Raw genomic sequence first — 26,750 nt, forward strand, 5'->3', positions numbered from 1 at the left:
ATCCGCCCGTACCCGCGGCCTGGGGTCGGCACGACCTTAGGTGGCCGGAAAGCAACGCTGAAGTGTACGTTTCATCCACTCCCCGTGATCGATATGGATGGAACATCCACCGTGCCGGACCCCGCCGCCTCATCCGCCTCCTCCATCGCTCCCCCCACCCCGCCGGTCCCGCTCACCGCGCTCCTGGCCCGGGAGGATCTGGGCCTGCGCCAGATCGCGGGCCCTGACGCCGGGGAGAGCGGGGCGGCCGTCCAGTGGGTGCACACCTCGGAGATGGCGGACCCGTACCCGTACCTCCTGGGCGGCGAGCTGCTGTTGACGGCGGGCGTGCACATCACCGATCCGGTCGGCGCGGGCGCCTACCTCGACGCCTACGTGGCGCGGATCGTCGAGGCGGGCGGCGCGGCCCTCGGCTTCGGCGTCGCGCCCGTGCACGACACGGTGCCGCAGGCCCTGGTGACGGCCTGCGACCACTACGGTCTGCCGCTCCTCGAGGTGCCGCCGCGTACGACCTTCAGCGGCGTCGCCCGCGCGGTGTGGCAGCTGGTGGCGGAGGCCAGACACGCGGAGCTGCGGCGCGTGACCGAGGCACAGCAAGGCCTCGCCACGGCTGCCGCGCGCCCCGACCCGGTGCCCGCGGTGCTTCGCCAGCTGGCGGCGCGGCTCGGCGGCTGGGCGGCGCTCTACGCCCCGGACGGCGCGGTGCTCCACACCGCGGGGCCGGCTCCGGCCACGGGGGCGCGACAGGCGGTGCGTGACCTCTCCGAAGTCGTACGTCCGGCGGGGCGCCCCGGCCCCGCTCCCGCCTCCGCCACCGACTCCGTGGGCGGCGTCCACCTCGCCGCGTACGCGCTCGGCGGCGGGCAGGGGTTCGCGCTCGGGGTCGCCGCCGAGCAGCGCGAGCCGGGGGACCACACCATCACCGGGGTGGCCGTCGTGCTGCTCTCCCTCCTCACCGGGAAGCACCAGGGCGCCGCCGACTCCGTGCGGTCCGCGGCACTCGTGCGGCTGCTGCTCGGCTCGGCGGTGGGCGATGTCGCGCCTCTCCTGGGGGCCGACGAGTGGACCGTGGTGCACGCGCGCGGGGATGCCGGCAACGACCCTGTGGCGCTCTCCGTCGCCGCGTCCGCGCTGGCCGCCGCGCTGGGCAGCGGCATGGTCGACACGGACGCCGGACAGGACCTCGTACGGCTCCTCCTCCCCGCCGACCGCCAGCTCACCGGGCAGCCGGGCTGGGCCCTCGGCGCGTCCGCCCCGGCGACCACCGGGGACCTGCCCGCCGCCGACGCCCAGGCCGGCCGCGCCCTGCGCCGCGCCGAGGCCACCCGCGCGCCACTCGTCCGGCACCGCGAGACGGGCATCGCCGCTCTGGTGGCGCCCGCGGAAGCCGCGGCCCACGCGCGCGTGCTGCTCGCCCCGCTCGGCGGCAGCCAGGCGCTCACGGAGACCTTGCGCACCTGGCTCTCCCTGCACGGCAGTTGGGACCGCACGGCGACGGCACTGGGGGTCCACCGCAACACGGTGCGGCAGCGTGTCACGCGGTGCGCGACGCTCCTGGGGGCGGACCTGGACGACCCGGACGTACGGATGGAGCTGTGGTTCGCGCTCGGCCGCGAGAGCTGACCGGGACGCGCGGAGGGGGCGCAGGTCACATTCCAGGGTTCGGGACAGCCCGCCACCGCGCGGTCACCGACGGCACAATAGGGCGTATGCCGATACCCAGCCGTGCCGCGCTTGTCGACCACCTCGTACGCTCCCGCATCGCGGGCGACGTCGCCACGCCGCGCGAGAACAACCTCAGCCACTACAGGAAGCTCGCCAACGGCGACCGCCACTACTGGCTCGGCCTGGAGCTCGGCGACCGCTGGACCGACGAGCAGGACGTCCTCGCGGTGATGGCCGAGCGGTGCGGCGTGATCGACGACGCCGAGTTCCGGCACGGGCAGGACACCATCGACCCGGAGCTGACGGTCGACGCCCTGGAGCGGATGGCGGCTCGCTTTCGCAAGGCGGCGGCCGGCAAGGAGAGGGTCCTTTTCGCCACCGGCCACCCCGGGGGCCTGCTCGACGTCCACCGCGCGACGGCGGCCGCCCTGCGCGCGGCGGGCTGCGAGATCGTCGTCATCCCCGAGGGCCTCACCGCCGACGAGGGCATGGTCTTCCAGTTCGCGGACGTGGCGATGCTGGAGCGCGGCGCGACCCTGTGGCACACCCACTCCCCCGAGCCGATGAACGCGATCCTGGACGGCCTGGAGCGCGAGGGACGCCCGCAGCCGGACCTGGTCGTCGCCGACCACGGCTGGGCCGGACGGGCGGGCCAGCGCGGCATCGACTCCGTCGGATACGCGGACTGCAACGACCCGGCGCTGTTCATCGGCGAGGCCGAGGGCACTGTCCAGGTGACGGTCCCGCTGGACGACCACGTCACGAGCCCGCGCTTCTACGACCCGATGACGGCCTACCTGCTGGACGCCGCGGGGCTGACCCCCGAGTCCTGAGCAGGGCCCGGTGTCGGGTCCAGGTACACCCGTCGGACGGCCGGGAACCGTTCCTGAATGCGGTGCGCCATCCGGTCGCAGGCCCGCTCGATGTCCCCGGCCGTTGACATGTCCCGGAAGTCGACCTTGGCGGCGACCAGGGCCTCCTTGGGCCCTTGGAGCAGTGTGGTCAGCTCCAGCACGTCCACGACGTGCGGGTCGGCGAGCAGCTCGGCCCGCACCGCGGCACGCATCTCCTTCGGCAGCGGACGCCCGATGAGCAGCTCCGAGTTGGCGTGCCCGAGGACCCAGGCGACGTACACGAGAAGTACGCCGATGCACAGCGAGGCGACACCGTCCCACACGCCGGAGCCGGTGAGCTGCCCGCCGAGCAGTCCGGCCGCGGCGAGCACCAGGCCCACCAGCGCCGCCGAGTCCTCCATCACGACGGCCTTCACCGCGGTGTCGGGGGTGTGCCTCAGGTAGCGCGTGATGTGCACCCCGAAGCGGTCCGCCTCGCCGCTCGCCTGCTTGAGCCCCGTCCGCAGCGAGTAGCCCTCCAGGAGGAAGGCGACGCCCAGGACGATGTACGACACGAGGGGGTCACCGGGGTCCTCGCCGTGCGTGAGGGTGTGGATGCCGTCGTAGACCGCGAACACGCCACCGCCCACGAAGGTGGCGACGGAGGCGAGGAGCGCCCAGATGTAACGGGCCCCTCCGTAGCCGAGCGGATGCTCCTCGTCGGCGGGGCGCTCGCCGCTCCTGAGGGAGACGAGCAGCATCAGTTCGGTGACCGTGTCGGCCACGGAGTGCGCCGCTTCGGAGAGCATCGCGCTCGACCCGCTGATGAGACCGGCGACGGCCTTGGCGACGGCGATCCCGAGGTTGGCGACGGCAGCGACGATGACGGTGAAGGTGCTCTCGCCGCCGCCCTCTGACGGTTGCTCACTCATGTATCGGACGGTATGTCCGATCAGCGAGGAACGCGAAATGTCGGTCAGCGGGGGACGCGGACCACGCCCTCCTGGATCACCGTCACGGCGAGCTGCCCGTCCTGCGTCCAGATCCGCGCCTGGCCGAGGCCGCGCCCGCCGGACGCCGAGGGTGACTCCTGGTCGTACAGGAGCCATTCGTCGGCCCTGAAGGGGCGGTGGAACCACATCGCGTGGTCGAGCGAGGCGCCGACGACGTCACCGACGGCCCAGCCGCCCCTGCCGTGCGCGAGCAGCACCGAGTCGAGCAGCGTCATGTCGGAGACGTAGGTGGCGAGGCAGACGTGCAGCAAAGACTCGTCGATGCCGCTGTCGAGCTTGCCGTTCGTGCGGAACCACACCTGGGAGCGCGGCTCGCGCGGCTGCCCGACCGTGGCCCAGGGCGGGGCGTCCACGTAACGCAGGTCGACGGCCGCGCGGGCCTCGATCAGGCGCTCGGCGACATGCGGCGGCAGATGGCGCGGCAGCATCTCCGCGGCCGTCGGGAGCGTCTGCGGGTCCGGGGCGGAGGGCATGCCCGTCTGGTGCTCCAGTCCCTCCTCGTACGTCTGGAAGGACGCGGAGAGGTGGAATATCGGCTGCCCGTGCTGGACGGCGACGACCCGGCGCGTGGTGAAGGAGCGGCCGTCGCGGATGCGGTCGACGGTGTAGACGATCGGTGCGCCCGGGTCCCCGGCGCGCAGGAAGTACGCGTGCAGGGAGTGGGCGGGCCGGTCGGCGGGGACGGTGCGTCCGGCCGCCACCAGCGCCTGGGCGGCCACCTGGCCGCCGAAGACGCGCGGGACGAGCGCCGAACGGCTCACGCCCCGGAATATGTCCTCCTCGATCTGCTCCAGGTCGAGCAGATCGAGGAGGGACTCAAGTGCGTTGTTCATGAATCCAGTTCTACAGGGCGGTCTTTACAGGCCCATGTCCTCACAGGCCATGTCCTCACAGGCCCATGTTCTTGGCGATGATCATCTTCATGACCTCGCTGGTGCCGCCGTAGATGCGGTTGACGCGGTTGTCCGCGTACAGGCGGGCGATGGGGTACTCGTTCATGAAGCCGTAGCCGCCGTGCAGCTGGAGGCACTTGTCGATGACGCGGTGCGCGACCTCGGTGTTGAACAGCTTCGCGGACGCGGCCTCGGCTGCGGTCAGCTCGCCCGCGTCCAGGGCCTCCAGGGCGCGGTCGGCGACGGCCTCGGCGGCGTCCACCTCGGCCTGGCAGGCGGCCAGTTCGAACTTCGTGTTCTGGAAGGAGGCGACCGTCTTGCCGAAGACCGTGCGGTCCTGGACGTACTCCTTGGCGAACCGGACGGCGGCCTTGGCCTGCGCGTACGCCCCGTAGGCGATGCCCCAGCGCTCGGAGGGGAGGTTGCTGCCGAGGTAGTAGAAGCCCTTGTTCTCCTCGCCGAGGAGGTCCTCGACGGGGACCTTGACGTCGACGAACGCCAGCTCGGCGGTGTCGGAGGTCTTCAGGCCGAGCTTGTCGAGCTTGCGGCCGATGGAGTAGCCATCGGACTTGGTGTCGACGGCAAAGAGGGAGATGCCGAAGCGGCGGTCCTCCGCGGTGGGCGCGGAGGTGCGGGCGCAGACGATCACGCGGTCGGCGTGCACACCGCCGGTGATGAAGGTCTTGGAGCCGTTGAGGACGTAGTGCGTGCCGTCCTCGGAGAGCTTGGCCGTGGTCTTCATGCCCGCGAGGTCGGAGCCGGTGCCCGGCTCGGTCATCGCCAGGGCCCACATCTCCTCGGCGGAGACGAACTTCTCCAGGTACCGCTTCTTCTGCTCGTCGGTGGCGAGCGCCTTGATGTAGGGCAGGGCGAGCAGCACGTGGACGCCGGAGCCGCCGAAGGTGACGCCCGCGCGGGCGCTCTCCTCGTACTGGACGGCCTCGAACTTGTGGGTCTCCAGGCCGGCGCCGCCGAACTCCTCGGGGACGTTGATACCGAAGAGACCGAGCTCGGCGAGCTTGTAGTAGAACTCGCGCGGCACCTGCCCCGCGGCGAACCACTCGTCGTGGACCGGGACGACCTCGGCCTCGATGAAGGCGCGCAGAGTCTCCCGGAACGCCTCGTGGTCCTCGTTGAAAACGGTACGGCGCACGGAAAACTCCCTCTGCTACGACGGCCCCAGCGGCTCACTGTGGTCCAAACGCGGACTAAGCGCTTGCTCAGGCAAACGTTACCCGCCGGTCACCGGGCCGTCCAGAGTGAAGTCCTGTCGCTCCCGTCACGCCACCGCCGCCGCGAAGGCCCCGCGCGCGAGGCCGTGCAGCAGCTCCGCCATGGCACCGCGGCTGGGCAGCGCGTCGCGCCGGCTCAGGTGCGGCGTGGAGTTGAGCAGCCCGAAGACCGCGTGCACGCAGACGCGGGCGGCGTTCTCGGCGAGGTCCGGATAGACCTTGCGCACGACGTCGACCCAGATCTCCACGTACTGCCGCTGGAGCTGGCGGACCAGCTTGCGGTCGGTGTCCCTCAGGCGGTCGAGCTCGCGGTCGTGCAGGGTGATCAGGGAGCGGTCGTCGAGGGCGAAGTCGATGTGCCCCTCGATGAGCGCGTCAAGGACCCGCTCCGGCGACCCGTCCGCCTCGGCCACGCACCGCTTGCCACCGGTAAGGAGCTGCCCGCTGATGCCGACGAGCAGCTCGGCGAGCATCGCGTCCTTGCCCGCGAAGTGGCGGTAGAGACCGGGCCCGCTGATGCCGACGGCGGCTCCTATCTCGTCCACTCCGACTCCGTGGAAACCCCGCTCGGCGAAGAGCCGGGCGGCTTCTCTGAGGATCTGCTCGCGACGGGTGGGGGCGTCGGTTCTGGTGGCCATGGAATCAATTCTAGACAGGGCGGTTAGCGCTCGTTAACCTGATGGAAACGCGTTAACGCTCATTAACCGAGCAAGGGGGCTCGACTGATGCTGCAGGCACCGGTGCTGACGAGCGCGGCTGATCCCGCGTCCGAGGCATGGCGGACGAACGAGGCGGGGCACACCGCTCTCGTCGACGACCTGCGGGCCAAGCTCGCGGCGGCCAGGCTCGGCGGTGGCGAGCGGGCCCGGGCCCGCCATGTCGCGCGCGGCAAGCTGCTGCCCCGCGACCGCGTGGACGCCCTGCTCGACCCCGGCTCGCCCTTCCTGGAGCTGGCGCCCCTCGCGGCCGACGGTCTGTACGGCGGGGACGCGCCCGCCGCCGGAGTCATCGCCGGCATCGGCCGGGTATCCGGGCGCACCTGCGTGATCGTCGCCAATGACGCCACCGTCAAGGGCGGCACGTATTACCCCATGACGGTGAAGAAGCATCTGCGCGCCCAGGAAGTCGCGCTGGAGAACCGCCTCCCCTGCCTCTACCTGGTGGACTCGGGCGGCGCCTTCCTCCCCATGCAGGACGACGTCTTCCCGGACCGCGAGCACTTCGGACGGATCTTCTACAACCAGGCCCGGATGTCCGGCGCCGGCGTCCCGCAGATCGCGGCCGTGCTCGGCTCGTGCACGGCGGGCGGCGCGTATGTCCCCGCGATGAGCGACGAGGCCGTGATCGTCCGCAATCAGGGCACGATCTTCCTCGGCGGCCCACCCCTGGTGAAGGCGGCGACCGGCGAGGTCGTGACGGCCGAGGAGCTCGGCGGCGGTGAGGTCCACTCCCGGGTCTCCGGCGTCACGGACCACCTCGCGGAGGACGACGCGCACGCACTGCGGATCGTGCGGACGATCGTCTCGACGCTCCCCGAGCGCGGCGAGCTCCCCTGGTCCGTCCGCCCGGTCGAGGAGCCCAAGGTCGACCCTCTCGGGCTCTATGGGGCGGTGCCGACGGACTCCCGCACCCCCTATGACGTCCGCGAGGTGATCGCGCGGGTGGTCGACGGCTCACGGTTCGCCGAGTTCAAGGCGGAGTACGGCCAGACGCTCGTGGCCGGTTTCGCCCACCTGCACGGCCACCCGGTCGGCATCATCGCGAACAACGGCATCCTCTTCTCCGAGTCCGCCCAGAAGGGCGCTCACTTCATCGAGCTGTGCGACCAGCGCGGCATCCCGCTTGTCTTCCTGCAGAACATCTCCGGCTTCATGGTCGGCCGGGACTACGAGGCGGGCGGCATCGCCAAGCACGGCGCCAAGATGGTCACGGCGGTGGCCTGCACGCGCGTGCCGAAGCTGACGGTCGTGATCGGCGGTTCGTACGGCGCGGGGAACTACTCCATGTGCGGCCGTGCCTACTCCCCCCGCTTCCTGTGGATGTGGCCGAACGCCAAGATCTCCGTGATGGGCGGCGAGCAGGCCGCCTCGGTCCTCGCGACCGTCAAGCGCGACCAGTTGGAGGCGCGCGGCGAGGAGTGGTCGGCGCAGGACGAGGAGGCCTTCAAGGCCCCGGTCCGCGCCCAGTACGAAGCGCAGGGCAGCGCCTACTACGCCACGGCCCGGCTGTGGGACGACGGTGTGATCGATCCCATGGAGACCCGCCAGGTCCTCGGCCTCGCCCTGACCGCGTGTGCCGAGGCTCCGCTGGGCGAGCCCGGCTTCGGCGTCTTCCGGATGTGAGGGGCGGACGATGAGCGACTTCCAGCTGAGCGACTTCCAGCTGAGCGACTTCCAGCTGAGCGACTTCCAGCAAGGGACCACCCCGGGGAGAGGGACGATGTTCGACACGGTTCTGGTCGCGAACAGGGGCGAGATCGCGGTCCGCGTCATCCGGACGCTGCGGGCGCTCGGCGTGCGCTCGGTCGCCGTGTTCAGCGACGCGGACGCGGACGCCCGGCACGTGCGGGAGGCGGACACGGCCGTACGGCTCGGTCCGCCGCCGGCCGCCGAGAGCTACCTCTCGGCCGAGCGGCTCCTGGAGGCGGCGGCCCGCAGCGGCGCCCAGGCGGTCCACCCGGGGTACGGCTTCCTCGCGGAGAACGCCGAGTTCGCGCAGGCCTGCGCGGATGCCGGCCTGGTCTTCATCGGGCCGCCCGCGTCGGCGATCGACCTGATGGGCGACAAGATCCGCGCCAAGGAGACCGTCAAGGAGGCCGGGGTCCCGGTGGTCCCCGGCTCATCGGGCAGCGGCCTGACGGACACCCAACTGGCCGACGCCGCACGGGATATCGGCATGCCGGTGCTGCTCAAGCCCTCGGCGGGCGGCGGCGGCAAGGGCATGCGGCTCGTGCGGGACGCCTCCCTGCTCGCGGACGAGATCGCCGCCGCGCGGCGCGAGGCGCGGTCCTCCTTCGGTGACGACACGCTGCTCGTGGAGCGGTGGATCGACCGCCCCCGGCACATCGAGATCCAGGTCCTGGCGGACGGCCACGGCAACGTGATCCACCTCGGCGAGCGCGAGTGCTCGCTCCAGCGCCGCCACCAGAAGATCATCGAGGAGGCCCCCAGCGTCCTGCTCGACGAGGCCACGCGCGCCTCGATGGGCGAGGCGGCCGTCCAGGCGGCGCGCTCCTGCGGGTACGCGGGCGCGGGCACGGTGGAGTTCATCGTCCCGGGCAAGGACCCGGCTTCGTACTACTTCATGGAGATGAACACCCGGCTCCAGGTGGAGCACCCGGTGACGGAGCTCATCACCGGCATCGACCTCGTGGAATGGCAGTTGCGGGTCGCCGCCGGCGAGAAACTCCCGTACGGGCAGCGGGACATCACGCTCACGGGCCACGCGATCGAGGCCCGCGTCTGCGCCGAAGACCCCTCCCGCGGGTTCCTGCCGTCCGGCGGCACGGTCCTCGCGCTGCACGAGCCGCAGGGCGACGGCGTGCGGACCGACTCGGGCCTGAGCAAGGGCACGGAGGTCGGGAGTCTGTACGACCCGATGCTGTCGAAGGTCATCGCCTACGGCCCCGACCGCCCCACCGCCCTGCGCAAGCTGCGGGCCGCCCTCGCGGAGACGGTCACCCTGGGGGTGCCGACCAACGCGGGCTTCCTGCGGCGGCTGCTCGCCCACCCGGCGGTGGTGGCAGGGGACTTGGACACCGGGCTCGTGGAGCGCGAGGCGGAGGACCTGGTCCCCAAGGGCGTGCCCGACGAGGTGTACGAGGCCGCGGCGGCCGTCCGTACCACCGCCATCGAACCCACCGGCGACGGCTGGCGGGACCCGTTCTCGGTGCCGGGCGGATGGCGCATCGGCGGCACCCCGGCCCCTCTGACGCACCACCTGCGCGTACCGGGACACGAGCCAGTCGCGCACGTCGCGGGAGCCGGCCCGCGCACCGTGGAGCCCGGCCGCGTCACGGTGCACGTGGACGGGGTCGCCCACACCTTCCACCGCGCCGCCGACTGGCTCGGCAGGGACGGCGACGCCTGGCACGTCCAGGACCACGACCCCGTGGAGGCGAGTATCACCGGTGCCGCCCACAGCGGGGCCGACGCCCTCACCGCCCCCATGCCCGGCACGGTCACGGTCGTCAAGGTGTCCACCGGCGACCGAGTGGCCCAGGGGCAGAGCCTCCTCGTGGTGGAGGCCATGAAGATGGAGCACGTCATCTCCGCCCCGCACGCGGGCACCGTCAGCGAACTCGACGTCACACCGGGCACGACCGTCGCCATGGACCAGATCCTCGCCGTGGTGATTCCCGAGCCCGAGGCCCCGCAGGAGGAGAAATGACGCCCCACGGCCCGCTCCCCATGGCCGTCCCCGCCCAGGACCTCCCGCCCCGCGTCCGTATCTACGAGGTGGGCGCACGGGACGGCCTGCAGAACGAGAAAGCGCTCGTCCCGACGGACATCAAGGCGGAGTTCATCCGCCGCCTCGCCGCAGCGGGCCTCACGACCGTCGAGGCGACCAGCTTCGTGCACCCCAAGTGGGTGCCTCAACTGGCCGATTCCGAGCAGCTGTTCCCACTCGTGCGGGACCTCGAACGGGCCCCCGGGCAGGACGGAGGGACGCGGCTCCCCGTCCTGGTGCCGAACGACCGGGGTCTCGACCGCGCCCTGGCGCTCGGCGCGCGCGGCATCGCCGTCTTCGTCAGCGCCACGGAGTCCTTCGCCAAGGCCAACCTCAACCGCACGATGGCCGAGGCACTCGCCATGTCGGAGCCGGTCGTGACCCGCGCCCGCGAGCACGACGCGCAGGTGCGGGGCTATCTCTCCATGTGCTTCGGCGACCCGTGGGAGGGCCCGGTGCCCATCGCCCAGGTCGTGCGCACCGCGAAGGCGCTCCTGGACATGGGCTGCGACGAACTGAGCCTCGGCGACACGATCGGCGTGGCCACCCCGGGCCATGTCCTGGCGCTGCTCGCCGAGTTGAACGAGGAGGGTGTCCCGACGGACCGCATCGGCGTGCACTTCCACGACACGTACGGCCAGGCGCTCTCCAACACCCTCGCCGCCCTTCAGCACGGCGTGCGAACGGTCGACGCGTCGGCGGGCGGCCTCGGCGGCTGCCCGTACGCGAAGAGCGCCACGGGCAATCTCGCCACCGAAGACCTCGTGTGGATGCTCGACGGCCTCGGCATCGAGACCGGCGTCGATCTCGGCAAGCTCGCCGCCACCAGCGCGTGGATGGCCGAGCAACTGGGCCGACCCAGCCCGTCCCGCACCGTCCGTGCCCTGACCGGCACCTCCCACCAGGAGCAGTGAGAACGATGGACCACCGTCTGTCCCCCGAGCACGAGGAACTCCGCCGCACCGTCGAGGAGTTCGCGCACGAAGTCGTCGCCCCGAAGATCGGCGACCTGTACGAGCGCCACGAGTTCCCGTACGAGATCGTCCGTGAGATGGGCCGCATGGGCCTGTTCGGCCTGCCCTTCCCCGAGGAGTACGGCGGCATGGGCGGCGACTATCTCGCCCTCGGTATCGCGCTCGAAGAGCTGGCGCGCGTCGACTCCTCGGTGGCGATCACCCTGGAGGCGGGCGTCTCGCTCGGCGCCATGCCGATCCACCTCTTCGGCACGGACGAGCAGAAGCAGGAGTGGCTGCCCCGGCTCTGCTCCGGTGAACTCCTGGGCGCGTTCGGCCTGACCGAACCGGACGGCGGCTCGGACGCGGGCGGCAGCCGCACGACCGCTGTGCGGGACGGCGACGAGTGGGTGATCAACGGCTCCAAGTGCTTCATCACCAATTCCGGCACGGACATCACGGGCCTGGTCACGGTCACCGCCGTCACCGGCCGCAAGGCGGACGGCCGTCCGCTCATCTCCTCGATCATCGTGCCGTCCGGGACGCCCGGGTTCACGGTCGCGGCGCCGTACTCGAAGGTCGGCTGGAACGCGTCGGACACACGCGAGCTCTCCTTCGCGGACGTACGGGTGCCGGTGGCGAACCTCCTCGGTGAAGAGGGCCGCGGCTATGCCCAGTTCCTGCGGATCCTGGACGAGGGCCGCGTCGCGATCTCCGCGCTCGCCACGGGTCTGGCGCAGGGCTGCGTCGACGAATCCGTGAAGTACGCCAAGGAGCGGCACGCCTTCGGCAAGCCCATCGGGGCGAACCAGGCGATCCAGTTCAAGATCGCCGACATGGAGATGCGGGCGCACATGGCCCGGGTCGGGTGGCGGGACGCGGCCTCGCGGCTCGTCGGCGGTGAGCCCTTCAAGAAGGAGGCGGCGATCGCGAAGCTCTACTCCTCCACGGTCGCCGTCGACAACGCGCGCGAGGCCACCCAGATCCACGGGGGGTACGGCTTCATGAACGAATACCCCGTGGCACGGATGTGGCGGGACTCCAAGATCCTGGAGATCGGCGAGGGCACCAGCGAGGTCCAGCGCATGCTGATCGCCAGGGAGCTGGGATTCGCGGGATAACCACCCCGCAGTGGGGAAGGCGCCCGCGAGGGCCACTGGACATCAGCTTAGGTTAGGTTAACCTAAGCGCTAGTTCCGGCCAGTGGCCCCGCCGCCGTCCTCACGAAAGCAGAGACCCACATATGTCCCACGCCCGCTTCCCTCAGCCCTCCCGCCGCGGCGTTCTCGCCGCCGGCGGCGCCCTCGGCCTCACGGCCCTGCTGGCAGCCTGCGGTGACGAGAAGAAGAGCGGCTCGGGCAAGGCGGACGCCGGTGACTCCGGCCCCTGGAGCTTCAAGGACGACCGCGGCACGACCGCCAAGAGCAAGGGCACCCCGCAGAACATCGTCGCCTTCACCGGCGTCGCCGCGGCGCTCTTCGACTACGGCGTCGAGGTCAAGGGCGTCTTCGGCCCGACGAAGACGAAGGACGGCAAGGCCGACGTCCAGGCCGGCGACATGGACGTCAGCAAGCTGACGGTCATCGGCAACGAGTGGGGTCAGTTCAACATCGAGAAGTACGCGGGCCTCGCCCCCGACCTCCTCGTCTCCACGATGTTCGACGACGCGGGCACCCTTTGGTACGTCCCGGAGGAGAGCAAGGACAAGATCCTCAAGCTCGCCCCGAGCGTCGGCGTCTCCGTCTACGACCGCCAGATGACCCAGCCCCTCCAGCGCCTCCTCTCGCTGGCCGAGTCGCTCGGCGCGGACGTGAAGGCCGAGAAGGTCGTCAAGGCGAAGAAGCGCTTCGAGGCCGCGGCGGAGCGGCTGCGCAAGGTCGCCAAGGCGAACAAGGACATCAAGGTGATGGTCGGCTCGGCCAGCCAGGACATCTTCTACGTCTCCGGCACGAACCTCTCCGCCGACCTGGAGTACTTCAAGTCCCTCGGCGTGAACTTCATCGAGCCGTCCGAGGCCGCCAAGAAGGAGAGCGGCGGCTGGTTCGAGAACCTGAGCTGGGAGAACGTCAACAAGCACGGCGCGGACGTCATCATGATGGACAACCGCACCTCCGCCCTGCAGCCCGACGCCCTGGACAAGTCCAAGCCGACCTGGGCGAAACTGCCCGCGGTCAAGGCCGGCCAGGTCATCCCCCGCGTCACCGAGCCCATTTACTCGTACGACAAGTGCGCCCCGATCCTCGAGGACCTCGCCGACGCGATCGAGAAGGCCAAGAAGGTCAGCTGACATCTGCCGCCCCCTGCGCCCGAGCACAGCCCTCTCCGCATTCCGGAGAGGGCTGTTCCGTTTGCCTGCCTCCCCGTGACTGGTGTGACCCCCTGGGTTTAACCCACAAGGAAGTTAGGTTAGGCTTACCTCACTTCCCCCAAGTCCCCTCACCCAGAGGAAGTTCATGCGCTCGCACCTGCTCAACGACACCACCGCGGAGCGTTACCGCAGTTCCGTGACCGAAGGAGTCGAGCGGGTGGCGGCCAGAATCGCCACCACCTCACGCCCCTTTACCGGCGTCTCCGTCGACGACCTCGCGCCCCGCATCGAGGCCGTCGACCTGGACGAGCCCCTGCACGACACCATCGCCGCCCTGGACGAGCTCGACGAGCTCTACCTGCGCGACGCCGTGTACTTCCACCACCCCCGCTACCTCGCGCACCTCAACTGCCCGGTCGTCATCCCGGCCGTGCTCGGCGAGGCGGTGCTGTCCGCCATCAACTCTTCCCTGGACACCTGGGATCAGTCCGCGGGCGGCACACTGATCGAGCGCCGCCTCATCGACTGGACCGCCGAACGCATCGGGCTCGGCCCGGCCGCCGACGGCGTCTTCACGAGCGGCGGCTCGCAGTCCAACCTCCAGGCCATGCTGCTCGCCCGCGAGGAGGCCGCCAAGGCAGGAAAGCCGGCCACCGAGCTGCGCATCTTCGCCTCCGAGGTCGGCCACTTCAGCATCCAGAAAGCCGCCACACTGCTCGGCCTGGGCGAGGACGCCGTGATCGTGATCCCCACCGATCACAACAAGCGCATGCAGACCGTGGCACTCGCCCGCGAGCTGGAGCGCTGCCGCGCGAGCGACCTCACCCCCATGGCGGTCGTCGCCACCGCCGGCACCACCGACTTCGGCTCCATCGACCCGCTCCCCGAGATCGCCGAACTCTGCGAGCAGTACGGCACCTGGATGCACGTCGACGCGGCGTACGGCTGCGGGCTGCTCGCCTCGGGCAGGAACCGTCACCTCATCGACGGCATCGAGCGCGCCGACTCCGTGACCGTGGACTACCACAAGTCCTTCTTCCAGCCGGTGAGTTCCTCCGCCGTCCTGGTGCGTGACCGGTCCACGCTGAGCCATGCGACGTACCACGCGGAGTACCTCAACCCGCGCCGCATGGTGCAGGAGCGCATCCCCAACCAGGTCGACAAGTCCCTGCAGACCACGCGCCGCTTCGACGCCCTGAAGCTGTGGATGACCCTGCGCGTGATGGGCGCCGACGCCATCGGTGAGCTCTTCGACTCCGTCTGCGACCTGGCGGGCGAGGGCTGGGAGTTGCTCGCCGCCGACCCCCGCTACGACGTCGTCGTGGAGCCCCAGCTCTCCACGCTCGTCTTCCGCTACATCCCCGAGTCGATCTGCGACCCGTCCGCCATCGACCGCGCCAACCTGTACGCCCGCAAGGCCCTGTTCGCCTCCGGTGACGCCGTCGTCGCGGGCACCAAGGTCGGCGAGCGCCAGTACCTCAAGTTCACCCTGCTCAACCCCGAGACCACGGTCGCCGACATCACGGCCGTACTCGATCTGATCGCCGGCCACGCCGAGCAGTACCTGGGAGAGACCCTTGACCGCGCTTCCTGATGACCGAGAACCACTGGACTTCGTCGGTATCGGCCTCGGCCCCTTCAACCTCGGCCTCGCCTGCCTGACCGAACCCATCGACGAGCTGAACGGCCTCTTCCTGGAGTCCAAGCCGGACTTCGAGTGGCACTCGGGCATGTTCCTGGAGGGCGCTCACCTCCAGACCCCGTTCATGTCGGACCTCGTCACCCTCGCGGACCCGACGTCCCCCTACTCCTTCCTCAACTACCTGAAGGAAGCGGGGCGGTTGTACTCGTTCTACATCCGCGAGAACTTCTACCCGCTGCGCACCGAGTACAACGACTACTGCCGCTGGGCCGCCGCCAAGCTCTCCTCGGTCCGCTTCAGCACGACGGTGACGGAGGTGACGTACGCGGATGATCTCTACGTCGTCCACACCAGCACCGGCGACACCTTCCGCGCCCGCCACCTGGTCCTCGGAACCGGCACCCCGCCGCACATCCCCGAGTCGTGCGCGGACCTCGGCGGGGACTTCATCCACAACTCCCGCTATCTGCAGTCCAAGCAGGAGCTCCAGAAGAAGAAGTCGATCACGCTCGTCGGCAGCGGCCAGTCCGCCGCCGAGATCTACTACGACCTCCTGAGCGAGATCGACGTCCACGGCTACCAGCTCAACTGGGTCACGCGCTCCCCGCGTTTCTTCCCGCTGGAGTACACCAAGCTGACGCTGGAGATGACCTCTCCGGAGTACGTCGACTACTTCCACGCCCTGCCGGAGGCGACCCGCTACCGCCTCCAGGACCAGCAGAAGACGCTCTTCAAGGGCATCGACGGCGACCTGATCAACGAGATCTTCGACCTGCTCTACCAGAAGAACCTCGGCGGCCCGGTGCCGACGCGGCTGCTCACCAACTCCTCGCTGCAGAGCGCCCGTCACGACAACGGCACCTACACCCTCGGCCTCCACCAGTACGAGCAGGGCAAGGACTTCGAGCTGGAATCCGAGGGCCTGATCCTGGCCACCGGCTACCAGTACGTCACGCCCGACTTCCTGGAGCCCGTGCGCGGCAGGCTCTGCTGGGACGGCCGCGGCCGCTTCCAGGTCGCCCGCAACTACTCGATCGACACCACAGGGCGCGGCATCTTCCTGCAGAACGGCGCCGTGCACGCCCACTCGCTGACCAGCCCCGACCTGGGCATGGGCCCCTACCGCAACGCGTACATCATCGGTGAGCTGCTCGGCGCCGAGTACTACCCCGTCGAGAAGTCCATCGCGTACCAGGAGTTCGCCGTATGAGCACCACAGCAGCGCTGACCCTGCGCCCCCTCGACCCTCTGAAGGACGCCGAGCTCCTGCACGGCTGGGTCACCCACCCCAAGGCCTCGTTCTGGATGATGCAGGACGCGACGCTGCCGGACGTCGAGCGCGAGTACATGGCGATCGCCGCCCACGAGCACCACGACGCGTTCATCGGCCTGCACAAAGGCGTCCCCGCCTTCCTGATGGAGCGCTACGACCCCAGACACGTCGAGCTCGTCGGGCTCTACGAACCCGAGCCCGGCGACGTGGGCATGCACTTCCTCACCGCGCCGTCCGACGTCCGTGTCCCCGGCTTCACCCGTGACGTGATCACCAAGGTCATGGAGACGCTCTTCGCCGACCCGGCGGTCCGACGCGTAGTGGTCGAGCCCGACATCGGCAACGTGGCCGTGCACGCCCTCAACGAAGCCGTCGGCTTCCGGGCGTCCGAGGTCATCCAGAAGCCGGAGAAGAAAGCTCTCCTGAGCTTCTGCACCCGCGAACAGTTCGAAGAAGCAGTACGCGAAAGGGAAACGGCGATATGACCCTGTCCGACGCAACGGCGCACCTCTCCCCCGAGCGCTGGGAGCAGGCCAACCGCCTCCTCATCCGCAAAGCCATCGCCGAGTTCTCGCACGAGCGACTCTTCACACCCGAGCCCCTGGGCGACGACAAATACGTCATCCGCAGCGACGACGCCCTGACCCGCTACCGCTTCACCGCCAAGCGGCTGCGGCTCGACCACTGGCAGGTCGACGCCGACTCCATCTCGCGGCACCGCGACGGCACCGAACTCCCGCTCAACGCCCTCGACTTCTTCATCGAGCTGCGCACGGCCCTCGGCCTGAGCGACGAGATCCTGCCGGTCTACCTGGAGGAGATCTCCTCCACGCTCTCCGGCACCTGCTACAAACTCACCAAGCCCGCGATCCCGGCCGCCGAGCTCTCCCGCTCCGGCTTCCAGGAGATCGAGACCGGCATGACCGAGGGCCACCCCTGCTTCGTCGCCAACAACGGCCGGCTCGGCTTCGGCGTCCACGAGTACCTCTCGTACGCCCCCGAGACCGCGAGCCCCGTACGGCTCGTGTGGCTGGCCGCGAGCAAGAAGCGGGCCGCGTTCACCGCGGGCGCGGGCATCGACTACGAGTCGTTCCTGCGGGCCGAGCTCGGCCAGGAGACCCTGGACCGCTTCGACCGCAAACTCCGCGACCAGGGCCTGGACCCCGAGGACTACCTCCTGATCCCGGCCCACCCCTGGCAGTGGTGGAACAAGCTCTCCGTGACCTTCGCTGCGGAGGTCGCCCAGCGGCACCTGGTGTGCCTGGGCGAGGGCGACGACGAGTACCTCGCCCAGCAGTCGATCCGCACCTTCTTCAACCGGAGCGACCCGGCCAAGCACTACGTCAAAACGGCGCTCTCGGTCATCAACATGGGCTTCATGCGCGGCCTTTCGGCCGCGTACATGGAGGCGACCCCGGCGATCAACGACTGGCTCGCGAACCTCATCGACACCGACGAGACCCTCAAGTCGACCGGCCTGACGATCATCCGCGAGCGCGCGGCCGTCGGCTATCGCCACCTGGAGTACGAGGCCGCGACCGACCGCTACTCCCCGTACCGCAAAATGCTCGCGGCCCTGTGGCGCGAGAGCCCCGTCCCCTCCCTGGCCGAGGGGGAGCAACTGGCCACCATGGCCTCGCTGTTGCACACGGACCCGGAGGGCGCGTCCTTCGCGGGCGCTCTCATCGAGCGCTCCGGCCTCACCCCCGCCGAGTGGCTGCGCGGCTATCTGCACGCCTACCTGACGCCGCTCCTGCACAGCTTCTACATGTACGACCTCGTCTACATGCCGCACGGCGAGAACGTCATCCTGGTCCTGAAGGACGGCGTCGTACAGCGGGCGATCTTCAAGGACATCGCCGAGGAGATCGCGGTCATGGACCCGGACGCGGTGCTCCCGCCGGCGGTGGAGCGCCTGCGGGTCGAGGTCCCCGACGACCAGAAGCTCCTGTCCATCTTCACGGACGTCTTCGACTGCTTCCTGCGCTTCCTGTCCGCGAACCTCGTCACCGAGGGCCTGGTGGACGAGGAGACGTTCTGGGGCGCCGTCGCCGAGTGCGTGACGACGTACCAGGAGGCCACGCCCCAACTGGCCGACAAGTTCAAGCAGTACGACATGTTCGCCCCCGAGTTCGCCCGGTCCTGCCTGAACCGGCTCCAGCTGCGGGACAACGAACAGATGGTGGACCTCGCCGATCCCGCGGGGGCGCTGCAGCTGGTCGGGACGTTGAGGAACCCGATCGCGTAGGCACACCCTGACAAGCCGAGTGGGCTCCCGGGACGGTCCCCGGGAGCCCACTCTCATGTGCCCGCGCGATTACTTGCCGGGCCAGGGCACCTCGGGCGACTTGTAGTAGCCGATACCGAGCGCGTCCCAGCGCGGCCCCTGTTCGGCGAGCCGCTCCTTGTACGTGTCCCAGTCGTGCGTCGAGGCGGGCGACCAGCCGAGCTCTGCGATGCCGGGCAGCCGCGGGAACGCCATGTACTCGATGTGCGCGGAGGTCGAGAGCGTCTCCGACCACAGCTCCGCCTCGACACCCTTGATCGAGTCCGCGGGCGCACCCTTCAGATACGTCCCCGGATCCCAGTCGTAGCTGCGCTGCACCGAGACGTAGCCCGCCCAGGACAGGCCGAGCGGGGTGTCCTTGTCGTACTTCATGTCGAGGTAGGACCGGTCGGCGGGCGAGAGGACCAGCTTGGTGCCCTTCTTCGCCGCGTTCACGACCTGCTCGCGCTCGGCGGCGCTGGTGGCGTCATAGCCCCAGTACTGTGCGAGGGCGCCCTTGGCGGGCGTGGCACCGGTCAGCTGGTGCCAGCCGATCACGGTCTTGCCGTACTTGGCGACCACGGGCTGCACCTTGTTCATGAACTCCACATAGTCCTCGTGGCTGGTGGAGTGCGCCTCGTCGCCGCCGATGTGGATGTACTTGCCCGGTGTCAGGGCCGCGATCTCGCGGATGACGTCGTCCACGAAGTCGTACGTCACGTCCTTCTTGACGCACAGCGAGCTGAAGCCGACCTCGGTGCCGGTGTAGAGCGGGGGCGCGACACCGTCGCAGTTCAGCTCGGCGTACGAGGCGAGCGCGGCGTTCGTGTGACCCGGCATGTCGATCTCGGGGATCACTTCCAGCTGCCGCGATGCCGCGTACTGGACGATGTCCTTGTACTGGGCCTTCGTGTAGTAGCCGCCCTCGCCGCCGCCGACCTGCGTGGAGCCGCCGTACGTCGCGAGCCTGGGCCAGGAGTCGATGGCGATGCGCCAGCCCTGGTCGTCGCTCAGGTGCAGGTGCAGCTTGTTGACCTTGTAGAGCGACATCTGGTCGATGTAGCGCTTGACCTTGTCGACCGAGAAGAAGTGCCGCGACACGTCGAGCATCGCGCCGCGGTGCTCGTAACGGGGCGAGTCCTCGATGGTGCCGCCGGCGACCAGCCAGGGGCCCTTCTGTTTGGTCTCCCGCTCGGCGGCGGCGGGCAGTTGCTGCCGCAGCGTCTGGACTCCGTAGAAGAGTCCGGCGGACTTGCGGGCCGTGATGGTGAGGGCACCGCGCTTCGACTCCAGGCGGTAGCCCTCGCTGCCCAGGGACTTGTCCTTGGAGTTCAGCCGCAGCCGGATGCCGTCGCGCCCCTCGTCGTCGGTGACCTTGAGGGGGTAGCCGGTGGAGGGACGCAGGACCCCGGCGAGATAACCGCCGATCCTCTTCCCGTCCCGTGAGCCGTCGACCCGGATGCGGGTCTTGGAGTTGATCTCGTACGGGGAGCCGCCCGGGTCGGCGGACGCGGGAGCCGGGATGACCTGGCCGAGCGGGGTCGGCGTGGTGGCCGCGGCTTCCCCCTTCGCACCGCCGTCACCGCCGGGCGCGGCGGCCACGGAGGAGAATCCGGCCGCGGCGACGAGCAGCAACGAGCCGAACAGGCGGGTCGATCTGTGGTGCTGTCTCACGAGCGGGTCCCTTCGACGGGCCATCACTGTGGTGCATCGCAATCGAACGGTCACCATGGGTACCTTGCGCCCCGTGGCGGGTCAAGGGTGTAGACCACTTCCGCCGCCCTCCGATGGAAGAATCCTCCCATGGCGGAAATCATCCAGCGCGACGGGACCTGGACCTTCGACGGAGAGACGCTGCGCCTTGTGCCAGGACGCGACAAGAACGTGTCACTGCTGCGTAAGTCGCTCGGAGAACTGACCGTGCCGCTGGGCGCCTTGGCGGGCATCGCCTTCGAACAGGGCAAGAAGTCGGGGCGGCTGAGACTGCGACTGCGGGACGGCGCGGATCCGTTGCTGCAGGCGGCGGGCGGCAAACTCGGGGACACGGCGGATCCGTATCAGCTCGCCGTGGAGTCGGACCGCTACGGGGTCGCGGAGTACGTCGTCGACGAGGTGCGCAACGCGCTGCTCATCGAGCAGGTGCCCGCCGCTTCCTGCGACAGCTATCTCCTGCCGGGCCCCTCCGTGCCGCTGTCGGTGTCGGCGGGCGACGGCACGGCGAGCTTCGACGGGGAGCACATCCGCCTGGAGTGGAACTGGAAGACGGAGGAGGCGAAGTCGGCGGCCGGTACACGGTCGCTGGCTCTCGCCGATGTCGCGGCGGTGGAGTGGCAGCCCGCAGTGGGCCTGGAGAACGGCTACCTGCGCTTCACCGTCCGGCACGCCCCCACCAAGGCCCCGCCGAAGTACGACCCGAACTCGGTCGAGCTGTGGGGTTTCAAGAAGGACCCCCTGATGGCGCTGATCGCTGCCGCTGTGCAGGTGCGGTTGCCTCATCCGGCGGCTTTGGCGGAGCCCTCGGAGGCTCCGCCCGCCCTGGCTGCGGCTGCCGTGCCCGCGCCTGCGCCCGCGGAGGACAACCATGACGCGTTGCTGCGGCGCTTGCGCGAGCTGGGGGAGCTGCACCAGGCCGGGATACTCACGGAGGCGGAGTTCACCACGGCCAAACAAGCGGTCCTGAAGCGGCTGTGAGCCAAGAACCTTCCCTCCCACCCACCCGATCACCCCGCATCGGGGCTGCTTTTCGCCACGACCCTGCCCGATACCGGGCAGGATTGTTGCACCCAGAGGGCTCTTCCTCCAGGATCAACGAATGCACGACGACCTGGTGGATCACCTGACCCGCAGCACCCCGCTCCAGCGGGGTGAAGCCCTGCGGGTCATCCAGGACGTGCTCGCCTACTTCGACGAGACGACCGAAGCATTCGTCCGTCGCCGCCACCGCGAACTGCAAGGTCAGGGCCTGCTGAACGCGGCGATCTTCGAACAGATCTCGGCGGATCTCCAGTACCGCGCGGTCGCGCCGCCCGAGCTCACCCTCCGGCAGCTGCGCCGCATCATCTACGGCTAGGACACCCTCTATGTGTGGAATCGTCGGTTATATCGGCAAGCGTGACGTCGCCCCGCTGCTCCTCGAAGGCCTCCAGCGCCTGGAGTACCGCGGCTACGACTCCGCGGGCGTCGTCATCACCAGCCCCAAGGCCACCGGCCTGAAGATGGTCAAGGCGAAGGGCCGCGTCCGCGACCTCGAGGCGAAGGTGCCCGCCCGCTTCAAGGGCACCACCGGCATCGCCCACACCCGCTGGGCCACCCACGGCGCCCCGTCCGACGAGAACGCCCACCCGCACATGTCGGGCGACAACAAGGTCGCCGTCGTCCACAACGGCATCATCGACAACGCGTCCGAGCTGCGCGCCAAGCTCAGCGCCGACGGCGTGGAGTTCCTCTCCGAGACGGACACCGAGGTCCTCACCCACCTCATCGCCCGCGCCCAGGCCGACAAGCTGGAGGACAAGGTCCGCGAGGCCCTGCGGCACGTCGAGGGCACGTACGGCATCGCCGTCCTGCACGCCGACTTCAACGACCGCATCGTCGTCGCCCGCAACGGCTCCCCCGTGGTCCTCGGCATCGGCGAGAAGGAGATGTTCGTCGCCTCGGACGTCGCCGCGCTCGTCTCGCACACCCGCCAGGTCGTCACCCTCGACGACGGCGAGATGGCCACCATCAAGGCCGACGACTACCGCACGTACACGACCGAGGGCTCGCGCACGACCGCCTCGCCGACCACCGTGGAGTGGGAGGCCGAGTCGTACGACATGGGCGGCCACGACACGTACATGCACAAGGAGATCTTCGAGCAGCCCGACGCCGTGGACCGCGTCCTGCGCGGCCGCATCGACGACCGCTTCTCCACCGTGCACCTCGGCGGCCTGAACCTCGACGCGCACGACGCCCGCAAGGTGCGCCGCGTCAAGATCCTCGGCTGCGGCACCTCGTACCACGCGGGCATGATCGGCGCCCAGATGATCGAGGAGCTGGCCCGCATCCCCGCGGACGCGGAGCCGGCGTCCGAGTTCCGCTACCGCAACGCGGTCGTGGACCCCGACACCCTCTACATCGCGGTCTCCCAGTCCGGTGAGACGTACGACGTCCTTGCCGCCGTCCAGGAGCTGAAGCGCAAGGGCGCCCGCGTCCTCGGCGTGGTGAACGTCGTCGGCTCCGCGATCGCCCGTGAGGCCGACGCGGGCGTGTACGTCCACGCGGGCCCGGAGGTCTGCGTCGTCTCCACCAAGTGCTTCACCAACACCACGGTCGCCTTCGGCCTGCTCGCCCTGCACCTGGGCCGCATCCGTGACCTGTCGGTCTCCGACGGCAAGCGGATCATCGAGGGCCTGCGCAAGCTGCCCGGACAGATCTCGGAGATCCTCAAGCAGGAGGACGAGATCAAGAAGATCGCGAAGAGCTACGCGGAGGCCCGCTCGATGCTCTTCATCGGGCGTGTACGCGGCTACCCCGTCGCCCGCGAGGCCTCCCTGAAGCTCAAGGAGGTCTCGTACATCCACGCCGAGGCCTACCCCGCCTCCGAGCTCAAGCACGGCCCGCTCGCGCTCATCGAGCCCGCGCTCCCGACGGTCGCGATCGTCCCGGACGACGACCTCCTGGAGAAGAACCGCGCCGCCCTGGAGGAGATCAAGGCCCGCAGCGGCAAGATCCTCGCGGTCGCGCACCAGGAGCAGGAGAAGGCCGACCAGACGATCCTCGTCCCGAAGAACGAGAACGAGCTCGACCCGATCCTGATGGGCATCCCGCTGCAACTCCTCGCCTACCACACGGCGTTGGCCCTTGGCCGCGACATCGACAAGCCGCGCAACCTGGCGAAGTCGGTCACAGTCGAGTAGTTCCCGCTGGACGGCGGGTCGGGTAGTGCCCGCTACATGAACGACCCCTCGCGCGTGCCACCAAGCGTGCGAGGGGTCGTTCTTCAGGGGCCAGGGGCGCCCATTCCCCCGACCCGCGCCTGCCTCGGCCGGTGGCCGTCACGCCCCGGTCGGCAGGAGGTCGCGCCCCCTGTACGTACCCTTCACAAGGACACAACCCACCTGTACGCACGAGTAGATTTATCTACACACGAAGGAAGTTGACGCATCGCCACCCTCACCCCACCTGGGGCGAAGGGGTGTTACGGAATGACCACGACGGGGCGTTGCGCACGGCGCGCGAGCCGGCCCGCGACCGAGCCGAAGATGCGCCCCACGATTCCGTGCGTCGAGCCGACGACGATCGCGTCCGCCGAGTACTCCCGGCCGACCTCTTCGAGTTCGTGGCAGATGTCGCCGCCACGCTCGACCAGGATCCACGGCACCTCGGCGAGATAGTCCGCACAGGCCAGTTCGAGGCCGAGCACCTCCGTGCGGTGATCCGGCACGTCGACGAAGACCGGGGGCTCGCAGCCCGCCCACACCGTGGTGGGGAGCCGGTTGGCGACATGCACGATGATCAGGCCGGAGCCGGAGCGATGAGCCATCCCGATCGCGTACGAGAGAGCGCGTTCACTCGAGGTCGAGCCGTCGAAACCGACGACGACCCCGTGCCGGAAGGCCGGATCGCAGGAATGACGTGGTTCTTCCGCCGCCTGGGGGGTCGCTGTGGGATCGGCGACCTGCCGCTTGCGGTCCGCTGGTTCGGAGAATTCGTGACCGGCCATGGGTGTCTCGGCGAAGGAGTCCTCTGTGGGAGGGTCGACTTTGTTCGGGTCGTACGGCGCAGTATGGAACAGAACGGACAGGATCGGGCAGGTGCATCGGGCAGGGACGAGGAGGAGCGGCGACCACCGGAGCTGTGTCCGGGAATCATCTTCCCAACCCCATACCCCCAAGGGTACGGCGACACTCCTCTCCTGCCCAGAGCTTGCTTCCGGCCCTGCGGGAGCCTCACGGCGCTCACCGGAGCATGCATGAGCCGCGCCCGTATGGCAATGGTTGCTGCCTCGTACAGGCGGTTTGGGCACCCACCCGCGTGGGCCGGCATCGGCCACAAGGTTCACGCCAGTGACCGGCCGCGCGACCACGCGTTGAACGTGGATACGCCACCGCCACAGGGAGCCCGCCGTGCCTGGACCGCAGTCCGTGTCCTCACAAGTCACGACGACCTCACACGTCACGACGCAGGGCCACCGACGCCCTTCGGAAGGGGCGCGCGAGCGCTCGCGCGGCGGGGTCCCGTCGCCGCGGGCCGAGGAGACGCCGCGCGCACCCGGACAGGACTCCGCGAGCGACGTCGTCCGCTGGGCCGCGTTCAGCTGCGTCCTGGTTCCCGTCGTCCTCGTGGGGTACGGGACCTCGCTGGCGGGAGCCGCGGGTTCGGCCCTCGGCCTCGTGGCCGTGACAGGGGTCTGCCGGCTGCTGCTGCGGCAGTCCGAGCGGGGGGCGGCGCGGCTGGTCGAGGAGCAGAGCCACGAGCGCCGGGGGCGGCACGGCCGGACGGGCGCGGGGGCGCACAGGGGCGGTCGGCATGCTGGTGGGTCCACGCCGGGGGACTGACCGATTCGCGCGCACTCACCCGTATCTTTTCAGCCAACTTCCTATGGCCATGCATTCCTTGGCCGAAGGGGTACTCAACCCCGGTCCCACCAGGGCTGAAAGGCATGCGGAAGGCGCCTGAACCCTACGGGGACCGGCCACGGAGCCGAGGCGCACTTCCCAGCAACGCCCGTGAGTGCAACGCTTCGTGATCGACTGCTTCACGCCAAGTTGCCATGTCGACATAGTGCCGGGTCCTTAACTGGTCACCCCGGCAGCACGGGACACAGTAGATTCGATCATGACTGTATTACGGCGGGGGACTGGTGGAGGACCGAGGGGAAACGTGCAGGAGCGACAGGTCCGACGGGAACGCCAAGAGCGCCGAGAACGCAGAGAAACCAGAGCACGCCAAGAACGCCAAGAACAGGGAGCCGCGACGACCGAGGGGGGCTTAGCACCATGAGCCACGACTCCACTGCCGTGCAAGAAGCCGCGTCGCGGAAGCTTTCCGGACGCCGCCGCAGGGAGATTGTCGCGGTGCTGCTGTTCAGCGGTGGCCCCATCTTCGAGAGTTCCATACCGCTCTCCGTCTTCGGGATCGACCGGCAGGACGCCGGGGTCCCCCGCTACCGGCTGCTGGTCTGCGCCGGTGAAGAGGGGCCGCTGCGTACGACCGGGGGGCTCGAACTCACCGCGCCACATGGCCTGGAGGCGATAGGGCGCGCGGGCACCGTCGTGGTGCCGGCCTGGCGGTCGATCACATCGCCGCCACCGCCGGAGGCCCTCGACGCGCTGCGCCGCGCGCACGAGGAGGGCGCCCGCATCGTGGGGCTGTGCACCGGTGCGTTCGTACTCGCCGCGGCCGGTCTGCTCGACGGCCGTCCGGCGACGACACACTGGATGTACGCACCGACGCTGGCCAAGCGGTATCCGTCCGTCCATGTGGACCCGCGGGAGCTCTTCGTCGATGACGGGGACGTACTGACCAGCGCGGGGACCGCGGCCGGAATTGATCTGTGCCTGCACATCGTGCGCACGGACCACGGCAACGAAGCTGCGGGCGCGCTCGCCCGCAGGCTCGTCGTGCCTCCGCGCCGGGCCGGCGGCCAGGAGCGCTATCTCGACAGGTCTTTACCTGAGGAGATCGGCGCCGACCCGCTCGCCGAGGTCGTCGCCTGGGCCCTGGAGCATCTCCACGAGCAGTTCGACGTGGAGACGCTGGCCGCGCGCGCGTACATGAGCAGGCGCACCTTCGACCGCAGATTCCGCTCGCTCACCGGGAGCGCTCCCCTGCAGTGGTTGATCACTCAGCGCGTACTGCAGGCACAGCGGCTGCTCGAGACCTCCGACTACTCCGTCGACGAGGTCGCGGGCCGCTGCGGCTTCCGCTCGCCCGTGGCCCTGCGCGGCCACTTCCGCCGTCAGCTGGGCTCGTCGCCCGCCGCCTACCGGGCCGCTTACCGCGCCCGCAGGCCGCAGGGGGGTGAGCGGGCGTTGCTGGAATCCGCGCCGCCCGTGCCCACCGCGGCGACGGTGCACGCGGAGGGCGGACCCGTCCCCTCGCAGACACGGCGTACGGCGGCCGCGAGCGCCATCGGCCCCTCGGCTTCGCTGTCCGCGGACCCGGGGAAGCCGAGCTCGGATGTGTACGCGCCAGGACGTCCGCCACTGCCCGGCCAGAGGAGCGCGCCGTAGGGTAAGA

Annotated in this window: 22 protein-coding genes; 16 read left to right on the forward strand and 6 right to left on the reverse strand. The window is 69.8% G+C overall.

What is annotated here, in order from left to right; all coding sequences use genetic code 11:
* Positions 1-93: 93 nt before the first annotated feature.
* Complete coding sequence (locus ACZ5WE_RS05315) at positions 94-1,623, forward strand: PucR family transcriptional regulator ligand-binding domain-containing protein (RefSeq protein WP_467687321.1); 1,530 nt, start codon at positions 94-96, stop codon at positions 1,621-1,623.
* A gap of 86 nt (positions 1,624-1,709) precedes the next feature.
* Positions 1,710-2,498, forward strand: a complete 789-nt coding sequence (locus ACZ5WE_RS05320; protein WP_467687319.1) for a phosphatase — start codon at positions 1,710-1,712, stop codon at positions 2,496-2,498.
* On the opposite strand, the gene ACZ5WE_RS05325 is transcribed toward ACZ5WE_RS05320, so the two are convergent.
* From ACZ5WE_RS05325 to ACZ5WE_RS05340, 4 genes are all read right to left on the reverse strand, one after another.
* Positions 2,459-3,430 carry a cation diffusion facilitator family transporter gene (locus ACZ5WE_RS05325; RefSeq protein WP_467687318.1) on the reverse strand — a complete coding sequence of 324 codons (972 nt, stop codon included), beginning with the start codon at positions 3,428-3,430 and terminating at the stop codon, positions 2,459-2,461. The two genes, ACZ5WE_RS05320 and ACZ5WE_RS05325, sit on opposite strands and share 40 nt — an antisense overlap.
* A 44-nt stretch (positions 3,431-3,474) precedes the next feature.
* Complete coding sequence (locus ACZ5WE_RS05330; protein WP_467687316.1) at positions 3,475-4,344, reverse strand: acyl-CoA thioesterase; 870 nt, start codon at positions 4,342-4,344, stop codon at positions 3,475-3,477.
* A gap of 55 nt (positions 4,345-4,399) precedes the next feature.
* Complete coding sequence (locus ACZ5WE_RS05335; RefSeq protein WP_467687314.1) at positions 4,400-5,557, reverse strand: acyl-CoA dehydrogenase family protein; 1,158 nt, start codon at positions 5,555-5,557, stop codon at positions 4,400-4,402.
* A gap of 126 nt (positions 5,558-5,683) precedes the next feature.
* Positions 5,684-6,274 carry an SACE_7040 family transcriptional regulator gene (locus ACZ5WE_RS05340; protein WP_467687313.1) on the reverse strand — a complete coding sequence of 197 codons (591 nt, stop codon included), beginning with the start codon at positions 6,272-6,274 and terminating at the stop codon, positions 5,684-5,686.
* A gap of 87 nt (positions 6,275-6,361) precedes the next feature.
* Here ACZ5WE_RS05340 and ACZ5WE_RS05345 point away from each other — a divergent pair, with 87 nt between their 5' ends.
* From ACZ5WE_RS05345 to ACZ5WE_RS05385, 9 genes are all read left to right on the forward strand, one after another.
* Entirely contained in the window at positions 6,362-7,978 is a 1,617-nt protein-coding gene (locus tag ACZ5WE_RS05345; RefSeq protein WP_467687311.1) for a carboxyl transferase domain-containing protein, read from the forward strand.
* A 97-nt stretch (positions 7,979-8,075) separates the two neighbouring features.
* On the forward strand, positions 8,076-10,025 hold the full coding sequence (locus tag ACZ5WE_RS05350) for an acetyl/propionyl/methylcrotonyl-CoA carboxylase subunit alpha (protein ID WP_467687872.1): 1,950 nt from the start codon (positions 8,076-8,078) through the stop codon (positions 10,023-10,025).
* Complete coding sequence (locus ACZ5WE_RS05355) at positions 10,022-10,999, forward strand: hydroxymethylglutaryl-CoA lyase (protein ID WP_467687309.1); 978 nt, start codon at positions 10,022-10,024, stop codon at positions 10,997-10,999. The genes ACZ5WE_RS05350 and ACZ5WE_RS05355 overlap by 4 nt, the downstream gene beginning before the upstream one ends.
* A gap of 5 nt (positions 11,000-11,004) precedes the next feature.
* Positions 11,005-12,159, forward strand: coding sequence for an acyl-CoA dehydrogenase family protein (locus ACZ5WE_RS05360; protein ID WP_467687307.1), 1,155 nt, complete (start codon positions 11,005-11,007; stop codon positions 12,157-12,159).
* A gap of 122 nt (positions 12,160-12,281) precedes the next feature.
* Entirely contained in the window at positions 12,282-13,325 is a 1,044-nt protein-coding gene (locus ACZ5WE_RS05365) for an ABC transporter substrate-binding protein (protein ID WP_467687305.1), read from the forward strand.
* A gap of 166 nt (positions 13,326-13,491) precedes the next feature.
* Entirely contained in the window at positions 13,492-14,940 is a 1,449-nt protein-coding gene (locus ACZ5WE_RS05370) for a pyridoxal phosphate-dependent decarboxylase family protein (RefSeq protein WP_467687303.1), read from the forward strand.
* The gene (locus ACZ5WE_RS05375) at positions 14,924-16,198 is read left to right on the forward strand and encodes a lysine N(6)-hydroxylase/L-ornithine N(5)-oxygenase family protein (protein ID WP_467687301.1); all 1,275 of its coding nucleotides are present in this window, start codon (positions 14,924-14,926) and stop codon (positions 16,196-16,198) included. Before ACZ5WE_RS05370 ends, ACZ5WE_RS05375 begins: the two co-directional genes overlap by 17 nt.
* Positions 16,195-16,746: a GNAT family N-acetyltransferase gene (locus tag ACZ5WE_RS05380; protein WP_467687299.1), complete on the forward strand. Its 552-nt coding sequence runs from the start codon at positions 16,195-16,197 to the stop codon at positions 16,744-16,746. Before ACZ5WE_RS05375 ends, ACZ5WE_RS05380 begins: the two co-directional genes overlap by 4 nt.
* Positions 16,743-18,509 carry an IucA/IucC family protein gene (locus tag ACZ5WE_RS05385; RefSeq protein ID WP_467687297.1) on the forward strand — a complete coding sequence of 589 codons (1,767 nt, stop codon included), beginning with the start codon at positions 16,743-16,745 and terminating at the stop codon, positions 18,507-18,509. Before ACZ5WE_RS05380 ends, ACZ5WE_RS05385 begins: the two co-directional genes overlap by 4 nt.
* Positions 18,510-18,578: 69 nt before the next feature.
* On the opposite strand, the gene ACZ5WE_RS05390 is transcribed toward ACZ5WE_RS05385, so the two are convergent.
* Complete coding sequence (locus ACZ5WE_RS05390; protein WP_467687295.1) at positions 18,579-20,201, reverse strand: beta-N-acetylhexosaminidase; 1,623 nt, start codon at positions 20,199-20,201, stop codon at positions 18,579-18,581.
* A 129-nt stretch (positions 20,202-20,330) separates the two neighbouring features.
* Between ACZ5WE_RS05390 and ACZ5WE_RS05395 the strand changes: the two genes are divergently transcribed.
* The 3 genes from ACZ5WE_RS05395 (at position 20,331) to glmS (ending at position 23,425) form a co-directional block, all read left to right on the forward strand.
* Positions 20,331-21,218 (forward strand): DUF4429 domain-containing protein, encoded by an 888-nt coding sequence (locus ACZ5WE_RS05395; RefSeq protein WP_467687293.1) that lies wholly within the window; start codon positions 20,331-20,333, stop codon positions 21,216-21,218.
* Between the two features lie 121 nt (positions 21,219-21,339).
* Positions 21,340-21,597, forward strand: coding sequence for a hypothetical protein (locus tag ACZ5WE_RS05400; RefSeq protein WP_467687291.1), 258 nt, complete (start codon positions 21,340-21,342; stop codon positions 21,595-21,597).
* 10 nt (positions 21,598-21,607) lie between these two features.
* Entirely contained in the window at positions 21,608-23,425 is a 1,818-nt protein-coding gene (gene glmS / locus ACZ5WE_RS05405; protein WP_467687289.1) for a glutamine--fructose-6-phosphate transaminase (isomerizing), read from the forward strand.
* A gap of 281 nt (positions 23,426-23,706) precedes the next feature.
* On the opposite strand, the gene ACZ5WE_RS05410 is transcribed toward glmS, so the two are convergent.
* Positions 23,707-24,231: a universal stress protein gene (locus ACZ5WE_RS05410; protein WP_135333169.1), complete on the reverse strand. Its 525-nt coding sequence runs from the start codon at positions 24,229-24,231 to the stop codon at positions 23,707-23,709.
* Between the two features lie 421 nt (positions 24,232-24,652).
* On the opposite strand from ACZ5WE_RS05410, the gene ACZ5WE_RS05415 reads away from it, so the two are divergent.
* Entirely contained in the window at positions 24,653-25,066 is a 414-nt protein-coding gene (locus ACZ5WE_RS05415; RefSeq protein ID WP_467687871.1) for a hypothetical protein, read from the forward strand.
* Between the two features lie 441 nt (positions 25,067-25,507).
* Positions 25,508-26,743: a GlxA family transcriptional regulator gene (locus ACZ5WE_RS05420; RefSeq protein ID WP_467687287.1), complete on the forward strand. Its 1,236-nt coding sequence runs from the start codon at positions 25,508-25,510 to the stop codon at positions 26,741-26,743.
* The last annotated feature ends 7 nt before the right edge of the window (positions 26,744-26,750 follow it).

Source organism: Streptomyces sp. NPDC033180, from assembly GCF_055577645.1.